Genomic DNA, 26,931 nt, shown 5'->3' with positions numbered 1-26,931 from the left:
TGCCGTAAGTCCTTTTTCAGAGGGACTTGCGGTTTTTTTATTTATCCTATTTATCTATCCAATTATGTTTTCTTCTTCAAAACCAAATAATAAGAAAAAAAGTAAAAAGTCGCTTTTTAAGCGCATCATGGCCTGGCTGCATTTGTGGCTTGGTTTGGCATCTGGAATCATTGTGGTCATTGTCAGTCTTACAGGCTGTATTTATGTTTTCGAAAATGAAATAAAAGATTTTATTGAAGACTGGCGTTTTGTAAAACCTCAGGAAAAAGCATTTTTACTGCCGTCTCAATTGGTTTCGATTGCAGATAAAAGAATGAAAGACAAAAAAGCAACCAGTGTGACTTTTGGCGCAAAAGATGAAGCGGCAATTGTCGGTTATTTTGTGGAGAAGAAAGAAGAAGGAGGAAGAGGAGAAAGAAAAAAAGATCTAGCCCAAAATAATGAAAAGGCAAAATCTGAACTGAAATCTCAAGGAAAACCTAGTGAAAAAGGAAAAGGAAAGGACGAAAAACGTAAGGGCGGAAGACGTCAAGGAACATTTATTAGCGTTTATATGAATCCGTATACGGGAGATATATTAAACGTAAAAACTTTCTCAAGAGGAGATTCTCCAGATTTTTTCAGATGGATTTTAAACGGGCATCGTGCATTATGGCTTCCGTATGATATTGGAAGACCAATTGTTGGTGTTGCAGTTTTAATATTCGTCGTCTTATTAATTTCAGGCATCGTTTTATGGTGGCCTACAAAATGGATAAAATCTATTATTGATAAAAGTTTTAAAATAAAATGGGATGCCAGCTTTAAGCGTGTCAATTATGACATGCACAATGTATTTGGTTTTTACAGCTGCATTTTCCTGTTTTTTATTGCCGTAACAGGCTTAGTATGGAGTTTTGGATGGTGGAGCAAATCTTTGTATTGGGTGACTTCTGGAGGGAAACCATTGGTTGAAAACCGCGAATCTCCAAAATCTGACACAACTCATGTAAAAGAGTTTAATATTACAACAGCAGATAAAGTTTTATTGAATTTAAGAAAAGAAAATCCTCAGGCGGCGGGAATTTTAATCAGTATTCCTGCGAAACCTGCAGACCCGATTGGTGCTTTTGTATACAAACAAAAACACACTTTTTATAATATGGATCGCTACAGTTTTGATCAGCAGACTTTGAAAGAAATCTCGATTAAAACACCATTTTCAGGAAAATACATTGAAGCCAATATTCCAGACAAAATCAGACGTATGAATTATGATATTCACGTAGGAAGTGTTCTCGGACTTACAGGGAAAATTATTGCGTTTTTGGCGAGCTTAATTTCTGCCAGTTTGCCTATTACTGGATTTATTATCTGGTGGGGAAAACAGAAATTTGGTAAAAAGAAACCTGTAGCAAAACCAAAAGTGGCAACTAAAGCAATTCCTGTTTCTAAATTGAAAAATACAGCAGAGCAAGAAGTTACTGCTTAAACATATAAAATTGGTTTTTATAATTCCTTTTTGTTTTTTTTTTTTTTTATAAAAGGCAAAACTTGTAAAAGTTTTGCCTTTCTTTTTTTCTAGTTATAACCGTTTGATTTTAGCCATTCAGCACAATCTCTAGTCCAATATTTACTGGTGTCAGCAACACCTAATCCAAATCCGTGGCCTCCTTTTTCATATATGTGTAACTCTGCTGTAACTCCGTTTTTCTTTAAAGCTAAATAGTAATTGATACTGTTTTCTGGAATAACTACAGTATCATCTGTAGCATGAATCAAGAAAGTAGGAGGTGTTTTAGAAGTCACCCTCTTTTCGTTTGAGTAATTGTTTATTAGCTCTTTTGACGGATTTTCTCCAAGCAAATTGGTTTGCGAACCTTTATGAGTAATATCGTTTTCCATAGAAATTACAGGATAAATCAACAACGAAAAATCAGGACGTGCACTTACTTTGTATGCCGAGTCATACACTTTATCATCATAATGTGTTGAAGCGGTCGAAGCCAAATGACCACCAGCAGAAAAACCTAAAATTCCTATTTTACTAGGATCAACATTCCATTTTGAAGCATTTTGTCGTACATAGCGAATAGCTTCTTGTGCATCTTGCAAAGGGCCAACATTTTTGTTTTTCATGGTTAAATCGGTTGGCATACGGTATTTCAATACAAAAGCCGTAATTCCTAAACTATTAAACCATTCTGCCACTTTAGTTCCTTCTTTGTCAAATGCCAAATGTGTATAACCGCCTCCTGGACAAATTACAACAGCTGTTTGATTTGGTTTTGATTCTTTTGGAATAAAAATACTTAAAGTAGGTACAGAAACCTGACTTGTACTTTGCATCTTCCCATCTTTTAACTCTGGTTTTTCTTTATAATTGGTAGCTTTTACTTCATCTGGAATTTTATCCCATAACGGGATTACTTGATTTTGCGCACTCATAGAAAATAGTCCTGAAAAAAGAAGAAAACTCAATGTAATTCCTCTTGAAAATGGTGTTTTTGTAGTTTTCAATTTAATTTATAATTATTTGGTTTGTAATAGTATATGTTTTTTGGTTCAAAAATACAGCCGATGGCCTAAATTAATCAGCGCTGACAAAGAATACTCTTTTTAATCTTAAATTTCAGGACAATTTTACCCCAAAAAAGGATGAATTTCACCCATTGGCTTTTAACAAATATATTGTTTAATGTGTAATTTTGAATTCTTTTTTTTAAGTAATATGTTTATTTAGCTGGCTAAAATAATTTTTTGCACAATATTATTTGGATTGTACAGATTAAAAACTATATTTGTGCAATCGATTACATTATTTTTCTTTCAAGGTGTTAATTTATTGATTATACTATTTTTAGAAAGCAGTAAACATAGTCTTTTAAGATTACCAAAAATTACAAAAACTATAATACCCACTTACTATGAATCAAACCGAAACCGTTGCAGTAAATCAGAGTGTCAAAACCACAGGAAAATACCGTTGGAGTATTTGCGCATTGCTGTTTTTTGCAACTACAATCAATTATCTGGATCGACAAGTGCTTTCCTTAACTTGGAGTGATTTTATCGCGCCAGAATTTCACTGGACAAATAATGATTATGGAAACATAACGGCTTTATTTTCTATATTTTACGCAGTTTCACTATTGTTTGCAGGTAGATTTGTAGATTGGTTGGACACTAAAAAAGGATTCCTTTGGGCAATCGGAATTTGGTCAGTTGGAGCCTGTCTTCACGCTTTCTGCGGTATTGCAACTTCAGGAATTATTGCAGGAGAATGGTTTGTGGGCTTTCATGGTTCAAAAGAAATAATCAGTACAATAAGCGATACAGCATTGGTAATCAATGTGAGTGTTGCTTTATTTATTTTTGCTCGTTTCGTTCTAGCAGTTGGAGAGGCAGGAAACTTCCCTGCGGCAATTAAAACTACAGCAGAATATTTTCCTAAAAAAGACAGAGCTTTTGCAACTAGTATTTTCAACGCTGGAGCGACAGTTGGAGCCTTGGCAGCGCCAATTACAATTCCGTTTATCGCAAAATCTTTTGGATGGGAAATGTCTTTTATCATCATCGGAGCTTTAGGTTTTGTTTGGATGGGATTTTGGATGTTTATGTACGATAAACCAGAAAAACACTCAAGAGTTACGCCAGAAGAATTGGCTTATATTCAGCAAGATGATATTGAAGATAGTAAAATAGGTTTTAAGCCTGAAGCTGGAGGAAAAGTGTCTTTAGCAGATTGCTTCAAATACAAACAAACTTGGGCTTTTGCATTTGGTAAATTCATGACAGACGGAGTTTGGTGGTTCTTCTTATTCTGGACTCCAGCATATTTAAGTTCGGTTTATGGAATGGATTCTACAGAAGCTGCATTGCCATTATTTGTACTTTATATGATTACCTTATTGTCCATTATTGGAGGATGGTTGCCAACATATTTCGTAGAGAAAAAAGGAATGAATCCGTATGAAGGAAGAATGAGAGCAATGCTGATTTTTGCATTTTTTCCATTGTTAGCCTTAATCGCACAACCTTTAGGATATATTAGTTACTGGGTTCCCGTAATTATCATCGGAATTGCAGGTGCGGCTCACCAATCTTGGTCTGCAAATATCTTTACAACAGTAGGAGATATGTTTCCAAAAAAGGCAATTGCAACCATTACAGGAATTGGAGGTTTAGCAGGTGGAGTTGGTTCAACATTAATCAATAAAGGTTCTGGAGTATTGTTTGATTATGCAAAAGATACCAATATGGCTTTTATGGGATTCAAAGGAATTGAGGCTGGATATTTTATCATATTTTCTATTTGCGCAGTTTGTTATTTAACAGGCTGGATTGTAATGAAAACATTGGTTCCTAAATACAGCCCAATAACCGATTTATAAAGAAAAATACACATAATTGAAATATTTTTTTCATTTCAATTATGGTTATTCCATTTAAAAAATTAATTTTGTGCAATCGATTACATTTATTTAAATTATGACAAAATATAGTTCAAGATACGCGTCAAGCCCAGAAGCTGTAAAAAAATATGACACACAGCAATTGAGAGAAGAATTCTTAATTGATGACTTAATGCAGGAAGATGAAGTGGTTTTGGTTTATTCACACTACGACAGATACATTGCAGGTTCTGCAGTTCCTGTAAAAGGTGATTTAGCTTTAGAAACGATCGATCCTTTAAAAGCGCCTTATTTTTTAGAGCGTAGAGAATTAGGAATTATCAATGTTGGAGGAAGCGGTTCTGTTGTCGTAGAAGGAACAACTTATGAGTTAGGTTTTAAAGATGCTTTGTACATCGGAGCTGGAAATAAAGAGGTAGTTTTTAAAAGTGATGACAAAAACAATCCTGCTAAATTCTATTTAAACTCTGCTCCAGCGCATACGACTTACCCAACTAAAAAAGTAAGTTTAGCTGAAGCTAATAAATTACAATTGGGAACAATGGAAACGGCAAATCACCGTACGGTAAACCAAATGATTATTGGAAGTGTGGTAACAACTTGCCAATTGCAAATGGGAATGACAGAATTGAAACCAGGAAGTGTTTGGAATACCATGCCAGCACACGTTCACGATCGTAGAATGGAGGTTTATTTCTATTTGGATATTCCACAAGATCAGGCAGTTTGTCACTTCATGGGACAGCCGCAGGAAACAAGACATATTTGGATGAATAATCATCAGGCAGTAATTTCTCCGCCTTGGTCTATTCACTCAGGTTCTGGAACTAGCAATTATACTTTTATCTGGGGAATGGCGGGTGAAAACTTAGATTACGGAGATATGGATGTTTGTAAAATCACTGATTTAAGATAAGATGACAAATTTATTTGATATAAAAGGAAAAGTTGCCCTTATCACAGGAAGTACACACGGACTGGGAATGGCAATGGCAAAAGGATTAGGTCAGGCGGGTGCTACAATTGTGGTGAACGGAAATTCTTCTCAGGAAAAAATTGATCATGCTGTAGCCGAATTAAAAAGCGAAGGAATCAATGCAGTAGGATACAAATTTAATGTAACAGAAGAGCAAGAAGTAAAAGCTGCTGTTGCAAAAATTGAAAGCGAAGTTGGGTCAATCGATATCTTGATCAATAATGCTGGAATTATCAAAAGAATTCCGTTGCTTGATATGGAAGTTTCAGACTTTAGAGAAGTAGTTGATATCGATTTGGTAAGTCCGTTTATCGTTTCTAAGCATGTTGCAAAAGGAATGATTGAAAGAAGACAAGGAAAAATCATCAACATCTGTTCTATGATGAGTGAATTGGGACGAAATACAGTTTCTGCTTATGCTGCTGCCAAAGGTGGTTTGAAAATGCTAACTAAAAATATGGCAACAGAATGGGCAAAATACAATGTTCAGATCAACGGAATCGGGCCTGGATATTTTGCAACAGAACAAACCAAACCAATAAGAGTTGACGGGCATCCGTTTAACGATTTTATCATTAGCAGAACGCCAGCTGCAAAATGGGGAGACCCGAGCGATTTGGCTGGAGCAGCGATATTTTTATCATCAAAAGCGAGTGATTTTGTAAACGGTCACATTTTATATGTTGATGGCGGAATCCTTGCGACAATCGGAAAACCTTCAAACGAAGAATAATTTTCAAATTATATTTTAAAAGACATGAGCCAGACATTCATACACGATAATTTTTTATTAGAAAATAAATATGCTGAAGAGTTATACCATAATTACTCTAAAAATCAGCCCATTATTGATTACCACAATCACTTAAATCCGCAGTTTATTGCAGAGGATAAAATCTTCGATAACATTACACAGGTTTGGATTAATGGTGACCATTATAAATGGCGTGCAATGCGTACTTTGGGAATCAACGAGCAGTTTGTAACTGGAAATGGTTCAGATAAAGATAAGTTTTTAAACTGGGGAAAAACTGTTCCGTATACAATGCGTAATCCGTTGTATCACTGGACACATTTAGAATTGGCTCGTTATTTTGATATTTATGATTTATTGAATGAAAAGTCGGCTGAGAAAATTTATATCGAAACTTCTGAGAAAATAAATTCTCAGGCGTACAGCACGCAAAACCTTCTTAAAAAAGTAAACGCTGAATTAGTTTGTACTACAGAAGATCCAATCGACTCTTTAGAATTTCACCAAAAATTCGCAAATAATTCGACTGGAATCAAGATGAGTACGGCTTTCAGACCTGATAAAGCCATCTTAATTGCTAATGATGGATATAATGCATATCTGGACACATTAGGGGATGTGTCCGGTATTGCAATTAACACGTATGCTGATTTACAGTCTGCTTTAAGAAAAAGAATCGAATTCTTTAATGCAAACGGATGTAAATTAAGTGATCACGGATTGAATCAAATTGATTTTGAGAACTATACGGAAAGTGAAGTAAATGCTATTTTCAAAAAGAAAAGAGAAAATGGCGAATTGTCTCCAGAAGAGGTTTTAAAATTCCATAGTGCTATTTTAGTTTTCTTATCAGAAACTTATCATGAGTTTGGATGGGTACAGCAATTTCACTTAGGTGCATTGCGTAATAACAATGCACGTATGCACAGAATTTTAGGGCCAGATACTGGATGGGATTCTATTGGAGATTATCCGCAGGCACAAAAATTATCAGCTTTCTTAAACGCTTTAGACAGCAAAGACAAATTGACTAAAACTATTATTTATAACTTGAATCCTGCTGATAACGAAGTTATGGCAACGATGATTGGAAACTTCAACGACGGAAGCGTTCGCGGAAAAGTACAATTTGGTTCTGGATGGTGGTTCTTAGATCAAAAAGATGGAATGACAAAACAATTGAATGCGCTTTCAAACATGGGCTTAATTAGCTGTTTTGTTGGAATGCTTACAGATTCAAGAAGTTTCTTATCGTTCCCAAGACACGAATATTTCAGACGTATTTTATGTAATCTTTTGGGAGACGAAATCAAACGTGGTGAACTTCCAAACGATATGGAATGGATCGGGAAATTAGTTTCTGATATCTCATACAATAACGCTAAAGAATATTTCAAATTTTAATTTTTTTGAACCATTAAGAGATTAAGAAAATTAAGTTTATGTTCTAATAAGTAGTTACTTATAATAATAAAGAAGCGAGTGGGCTTAATAAACTTAATCTTTAATAGTAAAGAAAGCATGCAGTTAAGCTTAATTTTCTTAATCTCTTAATGGTAAAAATAAAAATGCCTTAATGGTAAAATTTAAAAAAGATAATATGAGTAGAGTAGTTGCATTTGGAGAAATTATGCTGCGTTTATCGACAGAAAGACATTTGCGTTTTTCGCAATCTACAGCATTTGGTGCTACGTATGGTGGCGGTGAATTTAATGTATGTGTTTCTTTGGCAAATTATGGTGTAAACGCTGAATTTGTTACCAGACTCCCTGAAAATGAAATTGGTTTTTCTGCTTTAAAAGAAATCAGAAAAATGAATGTCGAATCTAAAAGCATTGTTTACGGAGGAGAGCGTTTAGGAATTTATTTCTTAGAAACTGGAGCAGGAACTCGCGGAAGCAATGTGGTTTACGATCGTGCTCACAGCGCCATGTCGACTATCCAAAAAGGACAAGTTGATTGGGAAAAAGTGTTGGAAGGAGCTGAATGGTTTCACTGGAGCGGTATTACACCAGCGATTTCAGAAAGTGCAGCAGAAGCTTGTTTAGAAGCGATTAAAGTCGCTCATAAAAAAGGAATTAAAATTTCATGCGATTTAAACTATAGGTCAAAACTTTGGCAATACGGAAAAACTCCGAGTGAGGTTATGCCAGAAATGCTAAAGTACAGCAATGTGATTTTAGGAGATATTGATACGGCTTATTTCATGTTAGGAATTCCGAAAGTAAATCCGAATTATCAGGACGAAAAATCACTTCCAGCGGTATATGATAAATTATTTGAATTGATTCCGAGCTTGAAAATTGCTGCAACGACGCTTCGTTATTCTATTAGTGCATCACACCAAAGAATTGGCGGAATTTTATACGACGGAAAAGCAATTTACAGCGCAGCCGTAAAAGAAGTTACTCCGGTTGTAGACCGTGTAGGAAGCGGTGATGCTTTTATGGGCGGATTAATCTACGGTTTGTTGGAATACAATAACAACCAGAGAGCTTTAGATTTTGCAGTTGCGGCTTGTTGTTTGAAACATACAATTGCAGGAGATTACAACTTGGTTACTTTAAAAGAAGTTGAAAATATGATTGATGGTGATGGTTCTGCATTGGTATCAAGATAATTTAAAATAAAAATGGCAAAATATTCAAGAATTGAAGTAGTTCAGACCATGAAAGAGAACGGTATGGTTCCGTTGTTTTTTCATTCTGATATTGAACTAAGCAAAAAGGTTTTAAAAGCCTGTTATGATGGAGGTTCCAGATTAATGGAATTTACCAGCAGAGGCGATTTTGCTCACGAAGTTTTCGGAGCTTTAAATAAATATGCTTTGGCAGAACTACCAGGAATGATTCTAGGAGTTGGTTCTATTACAGATGCGGCTTCGGCTTCTTTATACATGAGTTTGGGAGCAAATTTTATTGTAACACCAGTTTTTAGAGAAGATATAGCTATAGCATGTAATCGCAGAAAAGTACTTTGGTCGCCAGGTTGCGGTACTTTGACAGAAATTGCTAGAGCAGAAGAATTAGGTTGTGAAATCGTAAAATTATTTCCAGCTGATACGTACGGGCCAGAATTCATAAAAGCAATAAAAGGCCCATGTCCGTGGACAAACATTATGCCTACAGGCGGTGTTTATCCAACAAAAGAAAGCTTGAGTTCATGGTTAAATGCGGGGGCAACCTGCGTTGGTTTGGGTTCTCAGTTAATTTCTAAAGACATACTTGACAATAAAGACTTCGACGGACTTACTGCAAAAGTGAAACAGGTTCTTGACATTATAAAAGATATTAGAAAATAGATTAAGGGGTAATCATGCCTAACTCCTTATTTTATAAGTTTTTTTTAGATTTTTAGAGATTGTAATTGAACATTACGCTTGAAAAATTTAGCTAGCCATTCCTCACAGCCGGCTTTATTTTACTCAATCGGGTGTAATGTTTCATTTACAATTTTAAAGGCAGAAATAATGAAATAGGGTTTATAAATGGTTATTTATAACGCATTAAAGAAAATTCAAAATGAAAAAATTAAATAGAGTAAATACAGGATTAGAAAAGTTACAGCCAATTAAAGTAGTTCAGTTTGGAGAAGGTAATTTTTTAAGAGCCTTTGTTGATTATGCTTTTGACAAATTAAATAAAGAAGTTGATTTTAATGCCGGTATTGCAGTAGTTCAGCCTTTGAAAGACGGTATGGTAAATATGATTAATGATCAGGACGGTCTTTATACCTTGTTTATGAACGGAATTAAAAAAGGTGAAAAGATACAAGATATTGTCTTGATTAATAATATTGTAAAAACGATAAACCCATATACTGAATTTGCAAATTATTTGGCTTTAGCCAAAGAAGAAGAACTTCAGTTTATTGTTTCTAATACTACAGAAGCTGGAATTGAATTTATTGAAAGTGATACTCTAGACATGCAGCCGCCAGTGTCATTTCCTGCAAAATTGACGGTTTTGTTATATGAAAGATTTAAACATTTTAATGGAGATGCTTCTAAAGGAGTTACAATAATTCCTTGCGAATTAATTGATTATAACTCTGAGACGCTTAAAAAATATATTTTACAATATGTTGATTTATGGAAGTTAGAAGATGCATTTAAAACTTGGGTATCAGATGCTTGTACATACCATAGTACTTTGGTTGACAGAATTGTCCCTGGATATCCAAGAGCTGAAATCGAAGAATACAATAATAAATTAGATTATGAGGACAATTTAATTGTTGCGGCTGAACCTTTTTTCCTTTGGGCTATTGAAGGTGGAGATGATCTAAAAGCAAAATTGCCTTTCCATAAAACAGATTTGAATGTAAAAATCGTTGATGATATACGTCCTTTTAAAATGATTAAAGTTCGTATTTTAAACGGTGCGCATACGGCAATGGTTCCTTTTTCACTTTTGCATGGTAATAAATTAGTAATGGAAACTGTTGACGGAGATTTTACTGGAAAATTTGTAAACAGCGTTATTAGTGAAATTAGTGAAACTCTTGATATGGACAAAAATGAAATTACGGCCTATTCTGAGGAAGTAATGGACCGATTTAAAAATCCATTTATCAAACATGCACTTGCTGATATTGCATTAAATTCTGTATCGAAATTCAAAGTAAGAGTTTTGCCTAGTTTATTAGGATATTATAATGCTAACAAAGAATTGCCTGTTAATTTGACTTTTTCATTAGCGAGCTTAATTCGTTTCTACAAAGGAACATGGAATGGTCAAAGTTTGCCGGTTAAAGATGGTGAAGATATTACAACTTTCTTTAACGGACTTTGGAAGTCTGATGATTACGAAAAAATTGCTCGTTTAACATTGCAAAACAAAGGTTTCTGGGATCAAGATTTAACGGAAATTCCAGGTTTAACAAGAGCAATTACAATTGCTTTGGAAGAAATAGATTCAAACGGAATTGAAGCTGGTTTTGCTAAGTTTCAAGAAAGAATAAAATAAAAAAACACAACAAAAAGAACAAAGAACAAAGGTTAATTATGGCAACGCAGAAAAAATTAATAAAAGTACACCCAACCGACAATGTTGCGGTTGCTTTGGTGGATCTTACTGCAGGCGAAGTGATTGATTTTGAAGGACAATCAATTACCGTAGAGTCTGATGTAAAAATGAAACATAAGATTGCAATGGTTCCTTTTAATGTAGGGGACAGAATCATTATGTATGGTGTTTTGGTTGGAAAAGCAAGCGCTAGAATCGAAAAAGGCGGTTTGCTTTCTACAGCAAACGTAAAACACGAAAGTGATAAAGTTACTGGTAAAACAGAAACGATTGGCTGGAACGCTCCAAATGTTGATAAATGGAAAGATAGAACGTGGCAGGGCTATCATAGAGAAGATGGACAGGTTGGAACAGAAAATGTATGGTTATTTTTTCCATTGGTTTTTTGTGAAAACAGAAACATCGAGATCTTAAAAGATATTTTTGAGAAAGAATTGATGAAACCAAAAGAGAACGATTATCAGTTATTGTTGCGTTCTTTAGTGAAATCAGAAACGGGTGGAGCAGGAAATCAAGAAGCTTCAAACGATGCTAACTTATTCAATAATATCGAAGTAAAATTCATCACACACCAAGGTGGTTGCGGTGGTATTCGTCAGGATTCTCATAGTTTGGCTAAGCTTTTGGCTGGTTATGTAAATAATCCAAACGTGGCTGGAGCAACGGTTTTGAGTTTAGGATGCCAGAATCTTCAGATTTCAATTTTCAAAGAAGCTTTAGATGCGATTAATCCAAACAGTAAAAAGCCTGTTTTAATCTACGATCAGCAATCTATCGGAACAATTGAAACGATGTTGAGCAGTGTGGTAAAAGACACTTTTGAAGCAATTAAAAAAGCAAACGAAATTAAGAGAGAACCAGCTCCATTATCTAAATTAAGAATTGGTTTAGAGTGCGGTGGATCTGACGGATTCTCTGGAATTTCTGCAAACCCAACATTGGGAGTGTTATCGGATCATTTAGTTGCTTTAGGTGGAACTACAATTCTTTCTGAATTCCCTGAATTATGTGGAGTAGAACAAGAATTAGTAAATCGTTGTATAGATGATAAGGATGGAAAACGTTTCTTAGACTTAATGAAATGGTACGAAAAAACAGTTGTTGATGCAGGTTCAGGATTCGATATGAATCCTTCACCAGGTAACATCAAAGACGGTTTGATTACTGATGCTATGAAATCGGCTGGTGCTGCTAAAAAAGGTGGAACATCTCCAATTACAGGTGTTTACGATTATGGAGAATATATTAGCGAACCAGGTTTTACATTGTTATGTACGCCAGGAAATGACGTAGAATGTACAACGGCTATGGTTGGTTCTGGAGCCAATATGGTATTGTTTACAACAGGTTTAGGAACTCCAACAGGAAATCCGATTGCGCCAGTTGTAAAGATTTCATCTAACACACAATTGGCAAACAAAATGTCTGATATTATCGATATTGATACTGGTGGAATTATCACGGGTGAAAAATCAATTGACGAAATGGCTGACGAAATGCTTGAGTTTATTATTGATGTTGCCAGCGGTAACATTAAAACAAAAGCTGCTATTTTAAATCAGAACGATTTTATTCCTTGGAAAAGAGGGGTTTCATTGTAGTTTTTTAGGCGCTAAGGTTCTAAGGAGCAAAGTGACAAAGGTTTATATAGAGACGCACAATATGGTGCGTCTTTTTTTGTGTTAGGTTTATACGTAGAGACGCACTGCAGTGCGTCTTTATTTTTCTAGAGAAAGCTCCGGAGGAGCAAAATATTTATAGCAAAAGATTGGCCGGTTACAACATAAAGCTCCAGAGGAGCGACATATATTTAGATTACAAAAATATGTCGCTCCTCTGGAGCTTTATTCTTGATGAATAATTTTTATCTATAAATATTTCGCTTCTCCGAAGCTTGCATAAAAAAGCCCATTCTAAAATGAGCTTATATAACTTATATGGTGAAAAAAAATTAAAAATTTGTTCTCGTAGAAGATTTACGAATATGTAATTCTGGTGCAAGGACAACCTTTTTTTCAATTTTAATAGTATCTGTTTTATCTACCTGTTCTAAGAAAACACGAGCTGACATTCTTCCCATTTCAAGCGGCGACTGATCTACTGAAGTTATAGATAATTCCATAAACTTAGTAAAAGGTTCGTTACTGAAACCAGCAACGCAAAACTCACTTGGAATACTGATATTTCGCTCTTTTAACTCTTGAATAGCTCCTAACGCGGCAAAATCACTCGAAGAAAAAATAGCATCAGGCGGAGTTTGTAATTGCAAAAGTTTATCAACAGCATCTTTACCTGCATCTACGCTACTTTTTGTAAAAATGACGTATTCTTCATTAAAAGAAAGTCCGTTATCCAATAAAGCTTGTTTGTATCCTAAAAACCTGTTCTTGAAAATATCTAACGATTGATCTCCAGAGAAATGGGCAATATTTCGGCAACCTTCATCAATTAAATGTTTTGTGGCTAAATAACCGCCTTTAAAGTCATTAATGGTTACAGAACTTACGCCGTCAATGTGCTTGCTTCTATCAAAAAAAATCAGTGGAACATTTTTTTCCAGTACATTTCTGAACGCGCTATCATTCTCATCTGAAATGCCGGTAACCGACATCATGATTCCGTCAACTTGAGCATCTACAAGGGTATGAAGATTTTCGTTTTCCCTTTTAATGCTTTCGTGAGTCTGACAGATAATAACCTGATAACCGTGCGGATAAAGCTCTTCTTCGATTCCTCGAATAACCGAGGCGAAAAAATTGCTGTCAATACGCGGCACAATAACTCCGATATTATTACTTCGGCCACTCTTTAAAGCTAGCGCCAGTTTATTTTGCTTGTAGTTCATCGCAGCAGCAGTTTTAATAACCAACTCGCGCGTAGCTTCCTTAATTTTAGGATTATTGTTTAACGCTCTGGAAACGGTTGCAGCTGTGATATTTAGTTTTTCAGCAATATCGTAAATAGTTACTTTTTCACTCATTCAAAAAAAGTTTATCGAATTATTTTTAAACAAAAGTACATTTTTTTTCATTACGCAATAAATATTGTTATCGATTACCATAATTTAAAATTCAAACGTTTTAGGTTTTACAATGATAATAAATTATCTAAATTTTTGCATTAAATGTAATTAAAATTTGTAATAAAAATTAAATATATAATTTTTTTCTAAATTAATTTGGTGTCTCAGAACTATTTTTCTACTTTCGTGTAATCGATTACATAAAACATGATGTTTTCGATAGTAAAACAAGAAAAATCTGTGCAAATGATTACAAATAAGATAGTCGCAATAAAAAAGATTCTTTTTTTAGCCTTTTTAGGGCTTTTAGTGTCATCATGTGCAAGAAAATCTTCTTCTGTTTCTTCAGATCCATGGAAAACAATGGATTTGGTTATAAAAAGCATTCCGCAAGTACATTTTTCAGATAAAGTTTATAACATAAATGATTTTGGTGCTGTTGCTGATGGAAAAACGTTAAACACTTTAGCATTTCAGAAAGCTATAAAAGAGTGTGCGGCAAATGGTGGAGGACAGGTTTTAGTTCCGAACGGAAAATATTTAACAGGAGCCATTCATTTGGAAAGTAATGTTAATCTGCATTTAGAGGATCATGCTGAGATTCTTTTTAGTTTAGACCCAAAAGATTATCCTATTGTTCATACTTCTTGGGAAGGTACAGAAGTGATGAATTATTCTCCGCTTATTTATGCAAAGAATAAAACCAACATTGCCGTTACAGGAAAAGGTATATTAAATGGACAAGCCGATAGCACGAACTGGTGGATTTGGTCTGGCGGAAAAAATTATGGATGGAAGAAAGGCATTCCGTCTCAAAATGACCCGACAAATCGTGAAGTTTTGGCCGATATGGCCGAAAAAGGAATTCCAGTTTCTGAAAGAGTTTTTGGCGAAGGACGTTACTTAAGACCAAATTTTATTGAATTTTTTGAATGCAATACTGCTTTAATAAAAGATGTAAAAATCATCAATTCTCCTTTTTGGATTTTGCATCCAATAAAAACAAACAATATGATTATTGACGGAGTAACGGTTAACAGCCATGGTCCAAACAATGATGGCTGTGATCCTGAATATTCGCAAAATATCATAATTAGAAACTGCACTTTCAATACTGGAGATGATTGTATTGCAATTAAAGCAGGACGTGATGGTGACGGAAGAAGAGTGGCAATACCAAGTAAAAATATCATTGTGCAAAACTGCAAAATGATTGATGGTCACGGAGGCGTTGTAATTGGAAGCGAAATTTCGGCAGGAGTAAATAATGTTTTTGTTGAAAATTGCATCATGGACAGTCCAAATCTGGATCGTGCCATTCGAATCAAAACCAATTCAAAAAGAGGCGGAATCATTGAAAACATCTATGTAAGAAATCTTGAGGTTGGAACCGTAAAAGAATGTGTTCTAAAATTGAATATGTTTTACAATGTCTACGGATCTCAGACAGGAAACTTTATGCCAACAATCAGAAATGTAAGTTTAGAGAATGTAACGGTAAAAAACGGTGGCAAATACAGCGTTTGGGCAGAAGGTTACAAAGAATCGCCAGTTGAGAACATTACGCTGAAGAATGTAAAAATCCAGAAGGTCGATTCCATCTATTTATTAAAAAACGTAAAAAACATAAATTTTATAAACACCTATATCAATGAGAAAAAAGTAGAATCTATTAACAACTAAAACACTATCAATTAACCAAACATTAAACCACATGAGTATTAAACAATTATCTAAGAAAAAAGATAAGTACTTTGTATTTTTCTTTTTCCTGAATTTTTTGCTGTGCAGTTCTATATATGCACAGTCAACCACAGTTGAAGGGAAGATTACCGACGCAACTGGTATGTCACTGCCAGGGGTAAACATTAATGAAAAGGGCACTAAAAACGGAACTTCGACAGATTTTGAAGGAAGTTTTAAAATTAATGTATCAAACAGTAAAGCTACTTTAGTAATTAGCTATTTAGGCTTTCAGACACAAGAAGTAAGTGTTGCTGGAAAATCAAAAATCAATGTAACTCTTGCTGAACAATCCAATTCATTAAACGAAGTGGTTGTAGTTGGATACGGTTCTGTAAAAAAGACTGATCTAACAGGGTCTGTTAGTACAATCAGTGCAGCAACTATCACAGAAAGAAATACAATTAATCCTTTAGAAGCTATTCAGGGTAGTACGCCTGGAGTTCAGATTTCATCTTCATCTGGACGTGCGGGAGATGGATTTAAGGTAGTAATTAGAGGAAACAATTCCCTTATCGGAGATTCAAGTAATCCAAGTATGGTAGGATCTTCACCATTATACGTTGTAGATGGCGTTCCGATGGATGGAATTGATTTTTTAAATCCGCAGGATATTGCGAGAATGGATGTTTTAAAAGATGCTTCTTCTGCCGCTATTTATGGCTCTAGAGGTTCAAATGGAGTTATCATTGTAACAACAAAAAGCGGAACTAGTGCAAAAGCAGGAATCAGTGTAACTTTTGACACTTCGTACGGAAATAAAATTGCGACTAGATTACCAAAAATGATGTCTGGAGAAGAGTGGTGGAAATTTCACCAAGTTGCTTATATGAGTGCCAAACCTCTAACACAAACTCCAGCGCAATTAGCTGCTTTAGCAGGAAATCAGAGCCCATTATTAGTTTCTCGTGCCAACAGCGGATACAATTTTGACTGGTACGATGCCGTACTTCAATCAGGAATGACAGAGAATAATTATTTAAACATCTCAGGCCGTTCAGATTCTGGATTAAGCTACAATTTAGGATTCGGAATTCAGAGTGATCGCGGTCTTATAGAAAATGATGCAACAGATAAATATTCTTTTAAATTAGGATTGAATCATAAAATCAATGACAAATTTTCAACGGGCGTAAATGTAACAATTGCTAGATTAAACAATCAATTAGGAAGTGATTTAGCAATGCAAGATGCTTTCAGATTAAGTCCGCTTATGTCACCTTGGGCTATTGATGATGAAGGAAATGAAAAAGTAGGAACTTTATTTTTCCTTCCGGGAAAGCTGACATATCCTGATGGTTCGTGGGCTATCAATAAAACTTCAACAGTTAATCCATTAATGGAGATTGCTAATTCTTCTCAGAAAGAGGACACTTGGCAGACCGTTGGAAATGCGTATTTCCAGTATCAGCCTTTAAAATGGCTTTCGTTTAAAACCACATTTGCTGCAGGAATTATGAATAGTAAAGATTCGTCTTCTTACACAGCACAAACTAATGCAGGTGTTACATTAAACGGAAAGAATTCTGCAACGTTAGAAAGTTCAGACAACTTCAATTATACATGGGACAATCAAATCGATTTAAAACATACCTTTAATGAAGTGCATGATGTCAGTGTGTTATTATTACAGAGTTTGTATTCAAATGTTGACGAAAGCTCATACATGTATTCTAATAATCAGCCTTTTAATGTTGGAACTGATAATATGGGCTCTGGTGCGCAAACGAGTTATGTAATCAAATCGGCTTATGCAAAAAACACATTAAATTCTTATGCAGTACGTTTAAATTATGCATTTAAAGATAAATATTTAGTTACAGCATCTACTAGATGGGATGGTTCGTCTGTTTTATCTGAAGGGAATAAATGGGAAAGTTTTCCTTCATTGGCTTTAGGATGGAAACTTAGCAAAGAATCATTTTTAGTAAATAGTTCTGTTGTTTCAGATTTAAAATTGCGTGCTAGTATTGGTTATACAGGAAATGATAACGTAGCACCATATACTTCTCAAGCACTTTTAAACCAGCAGACATTTTATGCAGCAGGTTCAAATGTTTTACCAGGATGGCAATCGGAGAATTTGGCAAATCCAAATTTAACTTGGGAGAAAACTAGAGAATACAACTTAGGTGTTGATTTCGGATTCTTAAAAAATAGAATTACAGGTACTGTAGATGTGTATGATAGATTATCAGACAATCTAATTTACAAACAGCAATTGCCAGCTGAGTCAGGATGGAAAAATACATTTGCAAATGTTGGATCTGTTAGCAATAAAGGTATAGAAGCTTTATTGACTACAAAAAACATTAAATCTGGAAAAGTAACTTGGGAAACGACTTTTACTTTTACTAAAAACGTAAATAAGTTAGAATCAATTTACAATCAGGATAAAGTTAGTGATATTGGAAACAAATTAATTCTTGGTGCTCCATTAAACCCAAACTACAATTATGTGTATGACGGTGTTTGGCAAGAAAGTGAAGCAACGCAGGCAGCATCTTACGGAATGGCTCCTGGACAAGCAAGACCAAAAGATTTAAACGGAGACGGAAAATTTAATCAGGATGACAGAACAGTAATCGGAAATCCAAATCCAGAGTGGCAGGGAAGTTTGTATTCAAAGCTAGTTGTGGGACAATTTGATTTTAATTTCTCAGTTTTAACAAGCCAAGGGCAAACAGTTTTAAGTACTTTCCACCAAAACTTTGCAGATGTAAGTGACCGTGGACGCCAGAAATTAGCAATGGATTATTTTATTCCAACCAACGGTGCAGGAATTGAAGCTAATGCAAATAATACCAACCCAAGACCAGGACCTGTTGCAACAGGTGCAGGAGCATATTGGACTTCTCTATTTGGGTATTACAGAGACGTTTCTTACGTGAAAATCAAAAATATATCTTTAGGTTACACTTTAGATTCTGAACTATTGAAAAAACTAAAAATTTCTAATTTCAGAATTTACGTGAACGTTCTAGATCCATTTGTGTTTACAGATTTTGATGGTTATGATCCAGAATGGGCAGCTTCTTCTTTTGGAGTAAACCGTCCAGCTGCAGTAACTACACAATTGGGATTAAGTGTTAAATTTTAATAAAGATATTCAAATGAAAAAAATATTAGTAATGATAGGAATAATCGCTGCAGCTGTAAGTTCTTGCAGTGATTATATTGAAGAAGATAGCCGCTCGTTTGTACCAGCAGATGCAACATACAAAACTGCAACAGGATTTCAGTTATTGGTGAATACAAACTATGCTTGGTTGAAAGGAATTTATGGCGGAAATCCATGGCTTTTTGAAGCAGGAACCGACATGTATGCAGAAGGAAGAACTCCAGAACCAGCTGGTTTAAGTCAGTATGCACTTTTAATTCCATCTTCAGACAATGTTGCAGATTTATACAATTCTTGCTACCAGCAGATTCAGGCAGTAAATAAAACAGTATACTATTCTACAGTAACAGAACAGACTCCAAATATAAACACGCTTGTTGGTGAAGCACGTTATTTAAGAGCAAACGCTTATTTCTTATTAGTTCAGACTTATGGCGGAGTTCCGATTGTTTTAGATAATATAACAACTCCAGTTTTATCTTTTACAAGAAACAGTGCAGAAGAAGTGTACGCACAAATTATTGCAGATCTAGATTTTGCTTTAGCAAATGTAGGAACAGCTGCTTACAGCACAGCAGGAAAAGTAAACAAAAGAGCTGTAAACGATTTGTTGGCAAAAGTATATTTAACACGAGGATACGAAACTTTTGGTAAAGCGGATGATTTTTCAAAAGCGGCGGCTTATGCAGATGCTGCAATTGCTGGACAGAGTTTAGGACTTGCTTTTGATCAATTGTTTAAACCAGGGAACGATTTAAATGCAGAAACGATTTTTTCTGTACAATATGATAAGGCTTCAACAAGTACTGATCCAACAAAATTAGGTAATAACCAGTTTTACTATTTCAGTTCTTATTTAGGGGGGGCAGAAACAGGAGCACCCTTAAGAAGTTACAATTTGTGTCCGACAGATTATGCTTTAGGTTTGTACGAAAAAGGTGATACAAGGTGGAATGCGACTTTTATGACTGAAATTGTAGAAGGGCCAGAAACTACAAATGGAGTTACAAAAACTATTTTATATTATCCATACTACAGAAGTTCAAATCCTGCTTCGTTAAAAGTGAGACATTTTTATGAGCCAAAATGGTTTACAGCTGATGATAAAGCAGCTTGGATGACAGCTAATGCTTCAAGATTATCGGCAACATTTGTATACCACCCATGGGGAGAATATTCTGCAGCTCATACGTTAATTAAAAACTTAGACTGTTATACTATTCCAGTTAAGAAGTTTGATGATCCAGATCCAACTACGCCATCAAGTACAGGGCCTGTAAGTACAAGAGATATTATTGTTTCGAGACTTGGAGAAACTTATTTAATTGCGGCAGAAGCGTATTTAAAAGCAGGGAATCCTGGAACGGGTTTAACTCGTTTAAATGAGGTGCGCAGAAGAGCAGGAGTTGCCAATGCGACTTTAGCTCAGTTTAATATCGATTATATCCTTGACGAAAGAGGAAGAGAACTATTAGGCGAATACAAACGCTGGTTCGATTTAAAACGTACGGGAACATTGGTAGCCAGAGCTTCAGCTCATAATTATAAAATTAAAGAAGCAAATTTTGTTGGTGTTGACGGAAAGCTTAAAATTTTAAGACCAATACCGCAATCTGCTTTGGATTTAAACCAAAATAAAGATTTTCCTCAAAATCCTGGTTATTAGTAATTTGTTAGTTTTTTGAGAACTATGTTTTTTGAAGTAGTTAAAAAGGAGTTTGACTATAGGTCGAACTCCTTTCTTAACTAAATAGTGAAGATTAGAAATGCGAAAATTTAAATTAATCTTAGCGTTGTTTTTTAATGTAATTGTAATGCAAAGCCAGCAGTACAAGGTAGACACTTCGTATACCATTAAGAGCACTTACGTTAAATTAATTAAGAAATATCCATTTATTACCATTCCAGAAATAAAGGCAAATCCAGATGTTAAAGAGACGTTTGATTTGGTTTACAATAAAGAGCAAGATCGCGTTTTGCATTTTGATGCTTTTATCAATACTAAGAAGAAAAAAAATCCTGCCGTAATTATGATTCATGGCGGAGGATGGAGATCGGGCAATAAAAACCAGATGCAGTTTTTAGGTGCAGCAATTGCAGCAAAAGGCTATTCTTGTTTTGCTATTGAATACAGATTATCATTGGAAGCAAAATATCCAACAGGAGTTATTGATGTTAAAAATGCAATAAAATATATTAAAGAGAATGCGGTAAAACTCAATGTAGATCCAAACAAAATTGCGGTTTTAGGCTGTTCTTCGGGAGGGCAAATGGCAGCTTTGATTGGTACAACAAATAATGATCCGTTTTTTGAAGATAAAAATTTTAAAAGCCGTTCTTCGTCAAAAGTTCATGCCATAATAGATGTAGACGGTGTTTTAGCATTCAAGCATCCAGAATCTTCAGAAGGAGATATGGCGGCATTTTGGTTAGGAGGAAAATCAGTTGAGATTCCTGAAAACTGGAAAAACGCTTCGGCATTGAGTCATACAGACAAAAATACACCACCCGTATTATACATCTGCAGCAGTATTCCGAGATTTCATGCAGGAAGAGACGATATGATTCAGATTTTAAACAAATATAAAATCTATAATGAAGTGCAGACCATTCCAGATTCGCCACATTCATTTTGGTTTTACGAACCTTGGTTTACACAGACAATCTCGTACAGCGTACGATTTTTAGATACAATTTTTAAATAATTTAGAATACAAATGAAAGCAAAAATCACCACAGCAGTTTTATTTTTCGCAGGTCTAACAGCCATAAATGCGCAGAAATATGATATCAAAACCAATAAAACGTATGCCGAAATTTCTGCAAAAACAGACGGAAAATGGGAAGGAAGAAAATATAAGGGCGGTACTGTATTTAAAAATGTGGATCGATTAAAACTGGCGCCAGAACATACTGACCACTCTTTTGATATTCGTTACGAAGGTCCAGGCTGGGAAAACAACAGAATTGGATATCGTTTGTATTTAGATTGGAGAAATGCTATTGATATCTTCGGGAAAAAGACATCAGAAAATATTTTGCCAAAAGTAGGGCAGGACGGTTTCGATTCATACCATGAAATGAGCGATTGGGGAGCTGATATTTTAAAAGCTGGAAAAGGAATCGGAATTGGTTCTATTGACCGTTATTTAAATAATGAAAAATTACACTTCCGTGAAGTTGATTCAACCATTGCAACAGTTGCAAATAAAGCTAATGAATCTGTGGTAAAAGTAAATTATTATGGATGGAAAACAGCTTCGGATAAAATTGATTTTATTTCAGAATTGACTATTAAACCAGATCAGTTATATACGCAGCATACGATTAAAGCATCACAAGCAATCAAAGGGATCTGTACTGGAATTGTAAAACAGAAAACAGCTGAATTGCTTAAAAAAGAAAGCAAAAACAAAAAATGGGCGTATCTGGCAACTTATGGAGAGCAATCTTTGGTTCCAGATAAGTTAGGAATGGCAATTTTTTATGAAATTAGTACTATCGAAAATATTGCAGATACAGATTTAGATTATCTTTTAGTTTTTAAACCAACAACAAAAGCGGTGACTTTTTACCTTTTAGGTGCTTGGGAACAAGAAGTAAACGGAATCAAAACGAAAGAAGAATTTGCGCAATATTTAGATAAGCAATTAGAAGTACTGAATAAAAAAGGCAAAATGTAATTTTTATGTATAAATCTCTTTCAACAAAATTCATTCTCGGAAACATTCTGGTTTTAATGCTGATTTTTGGAAATAAAATTACTGCTCAAAATCAAGCTGAAGTATCAGATAATGTCATTCCGTACAATTTAAAATGGTCAGAACGAACAGCACTCTCTATTTTAAGCAAGTATCCGAATGCATGGCAGCTAGATGGAAATGACAAACCAAAATGGGATTATAAAATGGGTTTTGTATTATCCGGTTTTGAAAAATTGTATCAGAAGACTAACAATAAAAAATACCTAAACTATATTCAAGAATATGTTGATGGAATGATTGACAGTACAGGAAATATTAAAAAATATGATATTAAAGAATACAATATCGATTGTTTGAATCCCGGAAAACTGTTGTTTAATCTTTATGATGTCACAAAAGATTCTCGCTATTTGCAGATTATCGGAAAACTTAGAAATCAGTTAGAAAGTCAGCCAAGAACACCAAGCGGAGGATTTTGGCACAAACAGATTTATCCAAACCAAATGTGGATTGACGGTTTGTATATGGCAGAACCTTTTTATGCGCAGTTTACGGTTAAGTACGAAAAAGGAAAAAGCTTAGATGATATTGCTAAGCAGTTTGAATTGGTTCAAAAACATATTGTAGACCCAAAAACAGGTTTGGTTTATCAAGCTTGGGACGAAAGTAAAGAAATCGCGTGGGCAGATAAGCAGACGGGAACTTCGCCAACCATTTGGGGCAGGGGAATTGGCTGGTACATGGTGGCGTTGGTTGAAACATTGGATTATTTTCCAAAATCGCATCCAAAATATGAGGTTTTGGTTGGATACTTGAATCAGATTGCAAAAAATGTGAATCAGTATAAAAGTGAAAATGGGTTATGGTATCAAGTAGCTGATAAACCAGAATTGTATGGAAATTACGTAGAACCCTCTGCTTCTGGAATGATTATTTATGCTTTTGCAAAAGGAGCGAATAAAGGCTATTTAGCATCAAGCTACAAGTCAAAAGCCAAAAAATCATTTGACAGCTTTGTAAAAGAATTTGTGAAAGTAGATAAAAAAGGAGAAGTCAATATATTGAATGTTTCATCAAATGTAGGTTTGGGCGGAAAGCCATTCCGTGACGGAACAAACAGTTATTATCTGACTTCCAAAACAAAAGAAAACGGTGCAATAGGCCTTGGAGCATTTTTATTAGCATCAATTGAATTAGAAAAATAGTTGAATTTAAATATATGTTGAAATGAAAAATAATAGAAAGCATAGTTACTTCATGTCGATTCTGATGGTCTTTGTTATGACAATTACGAGCTGTAAAGTAACCTCGCAGGAACCTGCAAAAGATATCGTGATTGGTAAAAATGCGAAATGGTCTGATAAAATGGCCTTAACGTTGATGAAACGTCATCCAGAAGCATACATGATTGACGATGCCAAAAAGCCAAAGTGGGATTATGTTCATGCTTTAGTATTGCATTCGATCGAAGAATTATACAAAAAAAATCCAGATCCGAGATATAAAGCTTACATCAGAGGTTATGTAGATAATTTAGTTCAAGCTGACGGAAGCATTAATACATACGAATTCGATAAATACAATATTGATTTAGTATTGCCAGGTCGTCTGCTTTTTAATGTATATGATTATTCAAAAGAAGATAAATATTTAAAAGCGTTACAATTAATTCGCAAACAACTTACAGAACAGCCAAGAACGCAAAGCGGTGGATTCTGGCACAAACAAATCTATCCAAACCAAATGTGGTTAGATGGTTTATATATGGGCGAACCATTCTATGCAGAATACACTGCTAGATTTGAAAATGGAAAAAGTTTTGACGATATCGCAAAACAATTTGAAGTGATTCAGCTTAAAGCAACAGATCCTAAAACTGGATTATTGTACCATGGTTGGGACGAAAGCAAGCAAATGCCTTGGGCAAATAAAGAAACAGGAAACTCTCCAAACTTCTGGTCTAGATCTTTAGGCTGGTATGTAATGGCTTTGGTTGATGTTTTAGATTATATGCCAAAAGATCATCCAAAAAGAAAAGAATTGATTAAATATTTAAACAATGCTTCTGAAGCGATACTTAAATTTCAAGATAGCAAATCTGGTTTATGGTATCAGGTTACAGATAAAGGCGGAGAAAAAGACAATTATTTAGAAGCTTCTGGATCTGCAATGTTTGCGTATGCTTATGCAAAAGGAGCAAACAAAGGCTATTTGCCAGCTAAATTTAAAAAAGCAGCCAACAAAGCTTTTGACGGATTAACAACGATTTTAATCAAAAAAGTGGATGAAGATGGCGGAATTACTTTAACAAACTGCTGTCAAGTAGCAGGTTTAGGTGGAAACCCATACCGTGATGGTTCTTACGAATATTACGTAAACGAAAGAAAAAAAGACAACGATCCTAAAGCAACAGGGCCTTTTATTTTGGCAGCTATTGAGTTAAACAGATAATTTTTAGAAGTTATGAGTTATGAATGTTCTGCTTTGTCTTGCTGAGCGGAGTCGAAGCATCGCAAAGAAACTCCACAAAGAAAAGCAAATTTAAGACCCGACAGGTTTTTAAAACCTGTCGGGTTTAAATAAAAAGTATAGTTTAAAAATGAAAAATATAAGAATCATCCTTTTCCTCTTCTGTATTATTCCTTTTCAAAAGAATACCGCACAAGTCTGGACGCCAGATAATGGAGACGGAACATACACCAATCCGGTTATTCATGCCGATTATTCAGATCCAGATGTTGTTCGCGTAGGCGATGATTATTATATGACAGCTTCATCTTTTAACTGTATTCCGGGTTTGCCAATCTTACATTCAAAAGACTTGGTAAACTGGAAAATTATCGGACATGCTTTGGTAAAACAGCCACCGTTTGAAACGTACGATAGAGTACAGCACGGAAACGGAGTTTGGGCGCCAAGCATTACGTTTAATAAAAACGAATTTTATATTTATTATCCAGATCCCGATTTCGGAATTTATATGATAAAAGCAAAAAAAGCAGAAGGCCCTTGGTCTGAACCGCTTTTGGTTAAAGCAGGAAAAGGATTGATCGATCCTAGTCCGCTTTGGGATACCGATGGGAAAGCTTATTTGACTCATGCTTTTGCAGGAAGTCGCGCGCAGATTAAAAGTCTGTTAGTCGTATGTACGATGAATCCAGAAGGAACAGTTGTGAACAATGACGAAGTTATGGTTATTGACGGACATAAGGGCGAAGAAACCATTGAGGGGCCAAAATTTTACAAGCGAAATGGATATTACTACATTTTTGCTCCAGCTGGCGGAGTTCCAACAGGATGGCAGACGGTTTTAAGATCGAAAAATGTTTTCGGGCCTTATGAAAAAAAGAAGGTTCTAGAACAAGGTTCGACCAAAATAAATGGTCCGCATCAAGGTGTTTGGGTTACGACACAGACAGGAGAAGACTGGTTTTTTCATTTTCAAGATAAAGAAGCCTATGGACGCATTGTTCATCTCCAGCCAATGAAATGGGTAAACGATTGGCCAGTTATGGGAGAAGATTTTGATAAAAACGGAATTGGTGAGCCAGTAACAACTTACAGAAAGCCAAATGTCGTTAAAAAATATCAGATAGAAGTTCCAGCAACTTCAGATGAGTTTAATGAACCTAAACTGGGACTGCAATGGCAATGGCAAGCCAATAAACAAATCAATTTTGGATTTCCAACGAGTTTAGGATACTTGAATTTATTTTGCAACACGAGTACAACCAGTATTTTTAATGCACCAAATTTATTGTTGCAAAAATTTCCCGCAGAAGAATTTACCGCTACAACAAAACTGACTTTTAATTCGAGGCTAAAAGGCGAATCCACAGGTTTGATTATAATGGGATTAGATTATAGTTTTCTGTGTTTTAAAAATGTTGATGGAAAACTATACTTGAATCAGAAAACGGGAACTTTTGATAAAACCGTTTCGGAAACAGGAACAAAACCAGTTTTAATTGAAAACAATACCATTTATCTGAGAGTTCAAATTAAGAAAGACGGAATGTGCAGTTTCTTTTACAGCTTAGATGATAAAAATTATCAGTCAATCGGAAATGAGTTCAAATCTAGAGAAGGAAGATGGATTGGTGCCAAAGTTGGACTTTTCGCTTTGGGCGAAGAAATAAAAAATGATTCTGGAAATGTAGAGGTAGATTGGTTTAGAATCACGAAATAAA

19 protein-coding genes are annotated in these 26,931 nt (G+C 35.0%); 17 read left to right on the top strand and 2 right to left on the bottom strand.

What is annotated here, in order from left to right:
• Positions 1-127: 127 nt before the first annotated feature.
• On the top strand, positions 128-1,471 hold the full coding sequence (locus tag DM397_RS08505; protein ID WP_111377243.1) for a PepSY-associated TM helix domain-containing protein: 1,344 nt from the start codon (positions 128-130) through the stop codon (positions 1,469-1,471).
• A gap of 89 nt (positions 1,472-1,560) precedes the next feature.
• Here DM397_RS08505 and DM397_RS08500 read toward each other — a convergent pair whose 3' ends face one another.
• The gene (locus tag DM397_RS08500; RefSeq protein ID WP_111377127.1) at positions 1,561-2,499 is read right to left on the bottom strand and encodes an alpha/beta hydrolase; all 939 of its coding nucleotides are present in this window, start codon (positions 2,497-2,499) and stop codon (positions 1,561-1,563) included.
• 407 nt (positions 2,500-2,906) lie between these two features.
• Between DM397_RS08500 and DM397_RS08495 the strand changes: the two genes are divergently transcribed.
• The 8 genes from DM397_RS08495 to DM397_RS08460 all read left to right on the top strand — a co-directional run bounded on the left by DM397_RS08495 (position 2,907) and on the right by DM397_RS08460 (position 12,752).
• Positions 2,907-4,373 carry an MFS transporter gene (locus DM397_RS08495; protein ID WP_111377126.1) on the top strand — a complete coding sequence of 489 codons (1,467 nt, stop codon included), beginning with the start codon at positions 2,907-2,909 and terminating at the stop codon, positions 4,371-4,373.
• Positions 4,374-4,470: 97 nt separating this feature from the next.
• Complete coding sequence (gene kduI / locus DM397_RS08490) at positions 4,471-5,310, top strand: 5-dehydro-4-deoxy-D-glucuronate isomerase (protein WP_111377125.1); 840 nt, start codon at positions 4,471-4,473, stop codon at positions 5,308-5,310.
• Between the two features lies 1 nt (position 5,311).
• The gene (locus DM397_RS08485) at positions 5,312-6,103 is read left to right on the top strand and encodes a gluconate 5-dehydrogenase (protein WP_111377124.1); all 792 of its coding nucleotides are present in this window, start codon (positions 5,312-5,314) and stop codon (positions 6,101-6,103) included.
• Between the two features lie 24 nt (positions 6,104-6,127).
• Positions 6,128-7,528: a glucuronate isomerase gene (uxaC, locus tag DM397_RS08480; protein WP_111377123.1), complete on the top strand. Its 1,401-nt coding sequence runs from the start codon at positions 6,128-6,130 to the stop codon at positions 7,526-7,528.
• 196 nt (positions 7,529-7,724) lie between these two features.
• Positions 7,725-8,744 carry a sugar kinase gene (locus DM397_RS08475; RefSeq protein WP_111377242.1) on the top strand — a complete coding sequence of 340 codons (1,020 nt, stop codon included), beginning with the start codon at positions 7,725-7,727 and terminating at the stop codon, positions 8,742-8,744.
• A gap of 12 nt (positions 8,745-8,756) precedes the next feature.
• Entirely contained in the window at positions 8,757-9,425 is a 669-nt protein-coding gene (locus DM397_RS08470; RefSeq protein ID WP_111377122.1) for a bifunctional 4-hydroxy-2-oxoglutarate aldolase/2-dehydro-3-deoxy-phosphogluconate aldolase, read from the top strand.
• A gap of 220 nt (positions 9,426-9,645) precedes the next feature.
• Positions 9,646-11,091, top strand: coding sequence for a tagaturonate reductase (locus tag DM397_RS08465; protein ID WP_111377121.1), 1,446 nt, complete (start codon positions 9,646-9,648; stop codon positions 11,089-11,091).
• Between the two features lie 38 nt (positions 11,092-11,129).
• Entirely contained in the window at positions 11,130-12,752 is a 1,623-nt protein-coding gene (locus DM397_RS08460) for a UxaA family hydrolase (RefSeq protein WP_111377120.1), read from the top strand.
• 350 nt (positions 12,753-13,102) lie between these two features.
• On the opposite strand, the gene DM397_RS08455 is transcribed toward DM397_RS08460, so the two are convergent.
• Entirely contained in the window at positions 13,103-14,131 is a 1,029-nt protein-coding gene (locus DM397_RS08455) for a LacI family DNA-binding transcriptional regulator (protein ID WP_111377119.1), read from the bottom strand.
• 288 nt (positions 14,132-14,419) lie between these two features.
• On the opposite strand from DM397_RS08455, the gene DM397_RS08450 reads away from it, so the two are divergent.
• From DM397_RS08450 to DM397_RS08415, 8 genes are all read left to right on the top strand, one after another.
• A complete protein-coding gene (locus tag DM397_RS08450; RefSeq protein ID WP_111377241.1) occupies positions 14,420-15,856 on the top strand; it encodes a glycoside hydrolase family 28 protein in 1,437 nt (478 codons plus the stop codon).
• Positions 15,857-15,887: 31 nt separating this feature from the next.
• A complete protein-coding gene (locus DM397_RS08445; RefSeq protein ID WP_111377118.1) occupies positions 15,888-19,016 on the top strand; it encodes a SusC/RagA family TonB-linked outer membrane protein in 3,129 nt (1,042 codons plus the stop codon).
• Between the two features lie 13 nt (positions 19,017-19,029).
• Positions 19,030-20,703, top strand: a complete 1,674-nt coding sequence (locus DM397_RS08440; protein ID WP_111377240.1) for a RagB/SusD family nutrient uptake outer membrane protein — start codon at positions 19,030-19,032, stop codon at positions 20,701-20,703.
• 100 nt (positions 20,704-20,803) lie between these two features.
• A complete protein-coding gene (locus DM397_RS08435) occupies positions 20,804-21,742 on the top strand; it encodes an alpha/beta hydrolase (protein WP_111377117.1) in 939 nt (312 codons plus the stop codon).
• 12 nt (positions 21,743-21,754) lie between these two features.
• Positions 21,755-22,720, top strand: a complete 966-nt coding sequence (locus DM397_RS08430; RefSeq protein WP_111377116.1) for a DUF4861 family protein — start codon at positions 21,755-21,757, stop codon at positions 22,718-22,720.
• Positions 22,721-22,725: 5 nt separating this feature from the next.
• A complete protein-coding gene (locus DM397_RS08425) occupies positions 22,726-23,946 on the top strand; it encodes a glycoside hydrolase family 88/105 protein (RefSeq protein ID WP_111377115.1) in 1,221 nt (406 codons plus the stop codon).
• Between the two features lie 22 nt (positions 23,947-23,968).
• Positions 23,969-25,192 (top strand): glycoside hydrolase family 88/105 protein, encoded by a 1,224-nt coding sequence (locus DM397_RS08420; protein ID WP_111377114.1) that lies wholly within the window; start codon positions 23,969-23,971, stop codon positions 25,190-25,192.
• 148 nt (positions 25,193-25,340) lie between these two features.
• The gene (locus DM397_RS08415) at positions 25,341-26,930 is read left to right on the top strand and encodes a glycoside hydrolase family 43 protein (protein ID WP_111377113.1); all 1,590 of its coding nucleotides are present in this window, start codon (positions 25,341-25,343) and stop codon (positions 26,928-26,930) included.
• Position 26,931 lies beyond the last annotated feature (1 nt).

The organism is Flavobacterium nitrogenifigens (genome assembly GCF_003254565.1).
Classification (GTDB): domain Bacteria; phylum Bacteroidota; class Bacteroidia; order Flavobacteriales; family Flavobacteriaceae; genus Flavobacterium; species Flavobacterium nitrogenifigens.
This window is presented reverse-complemented; position numbering and strand designations above follow the sequence as displayed.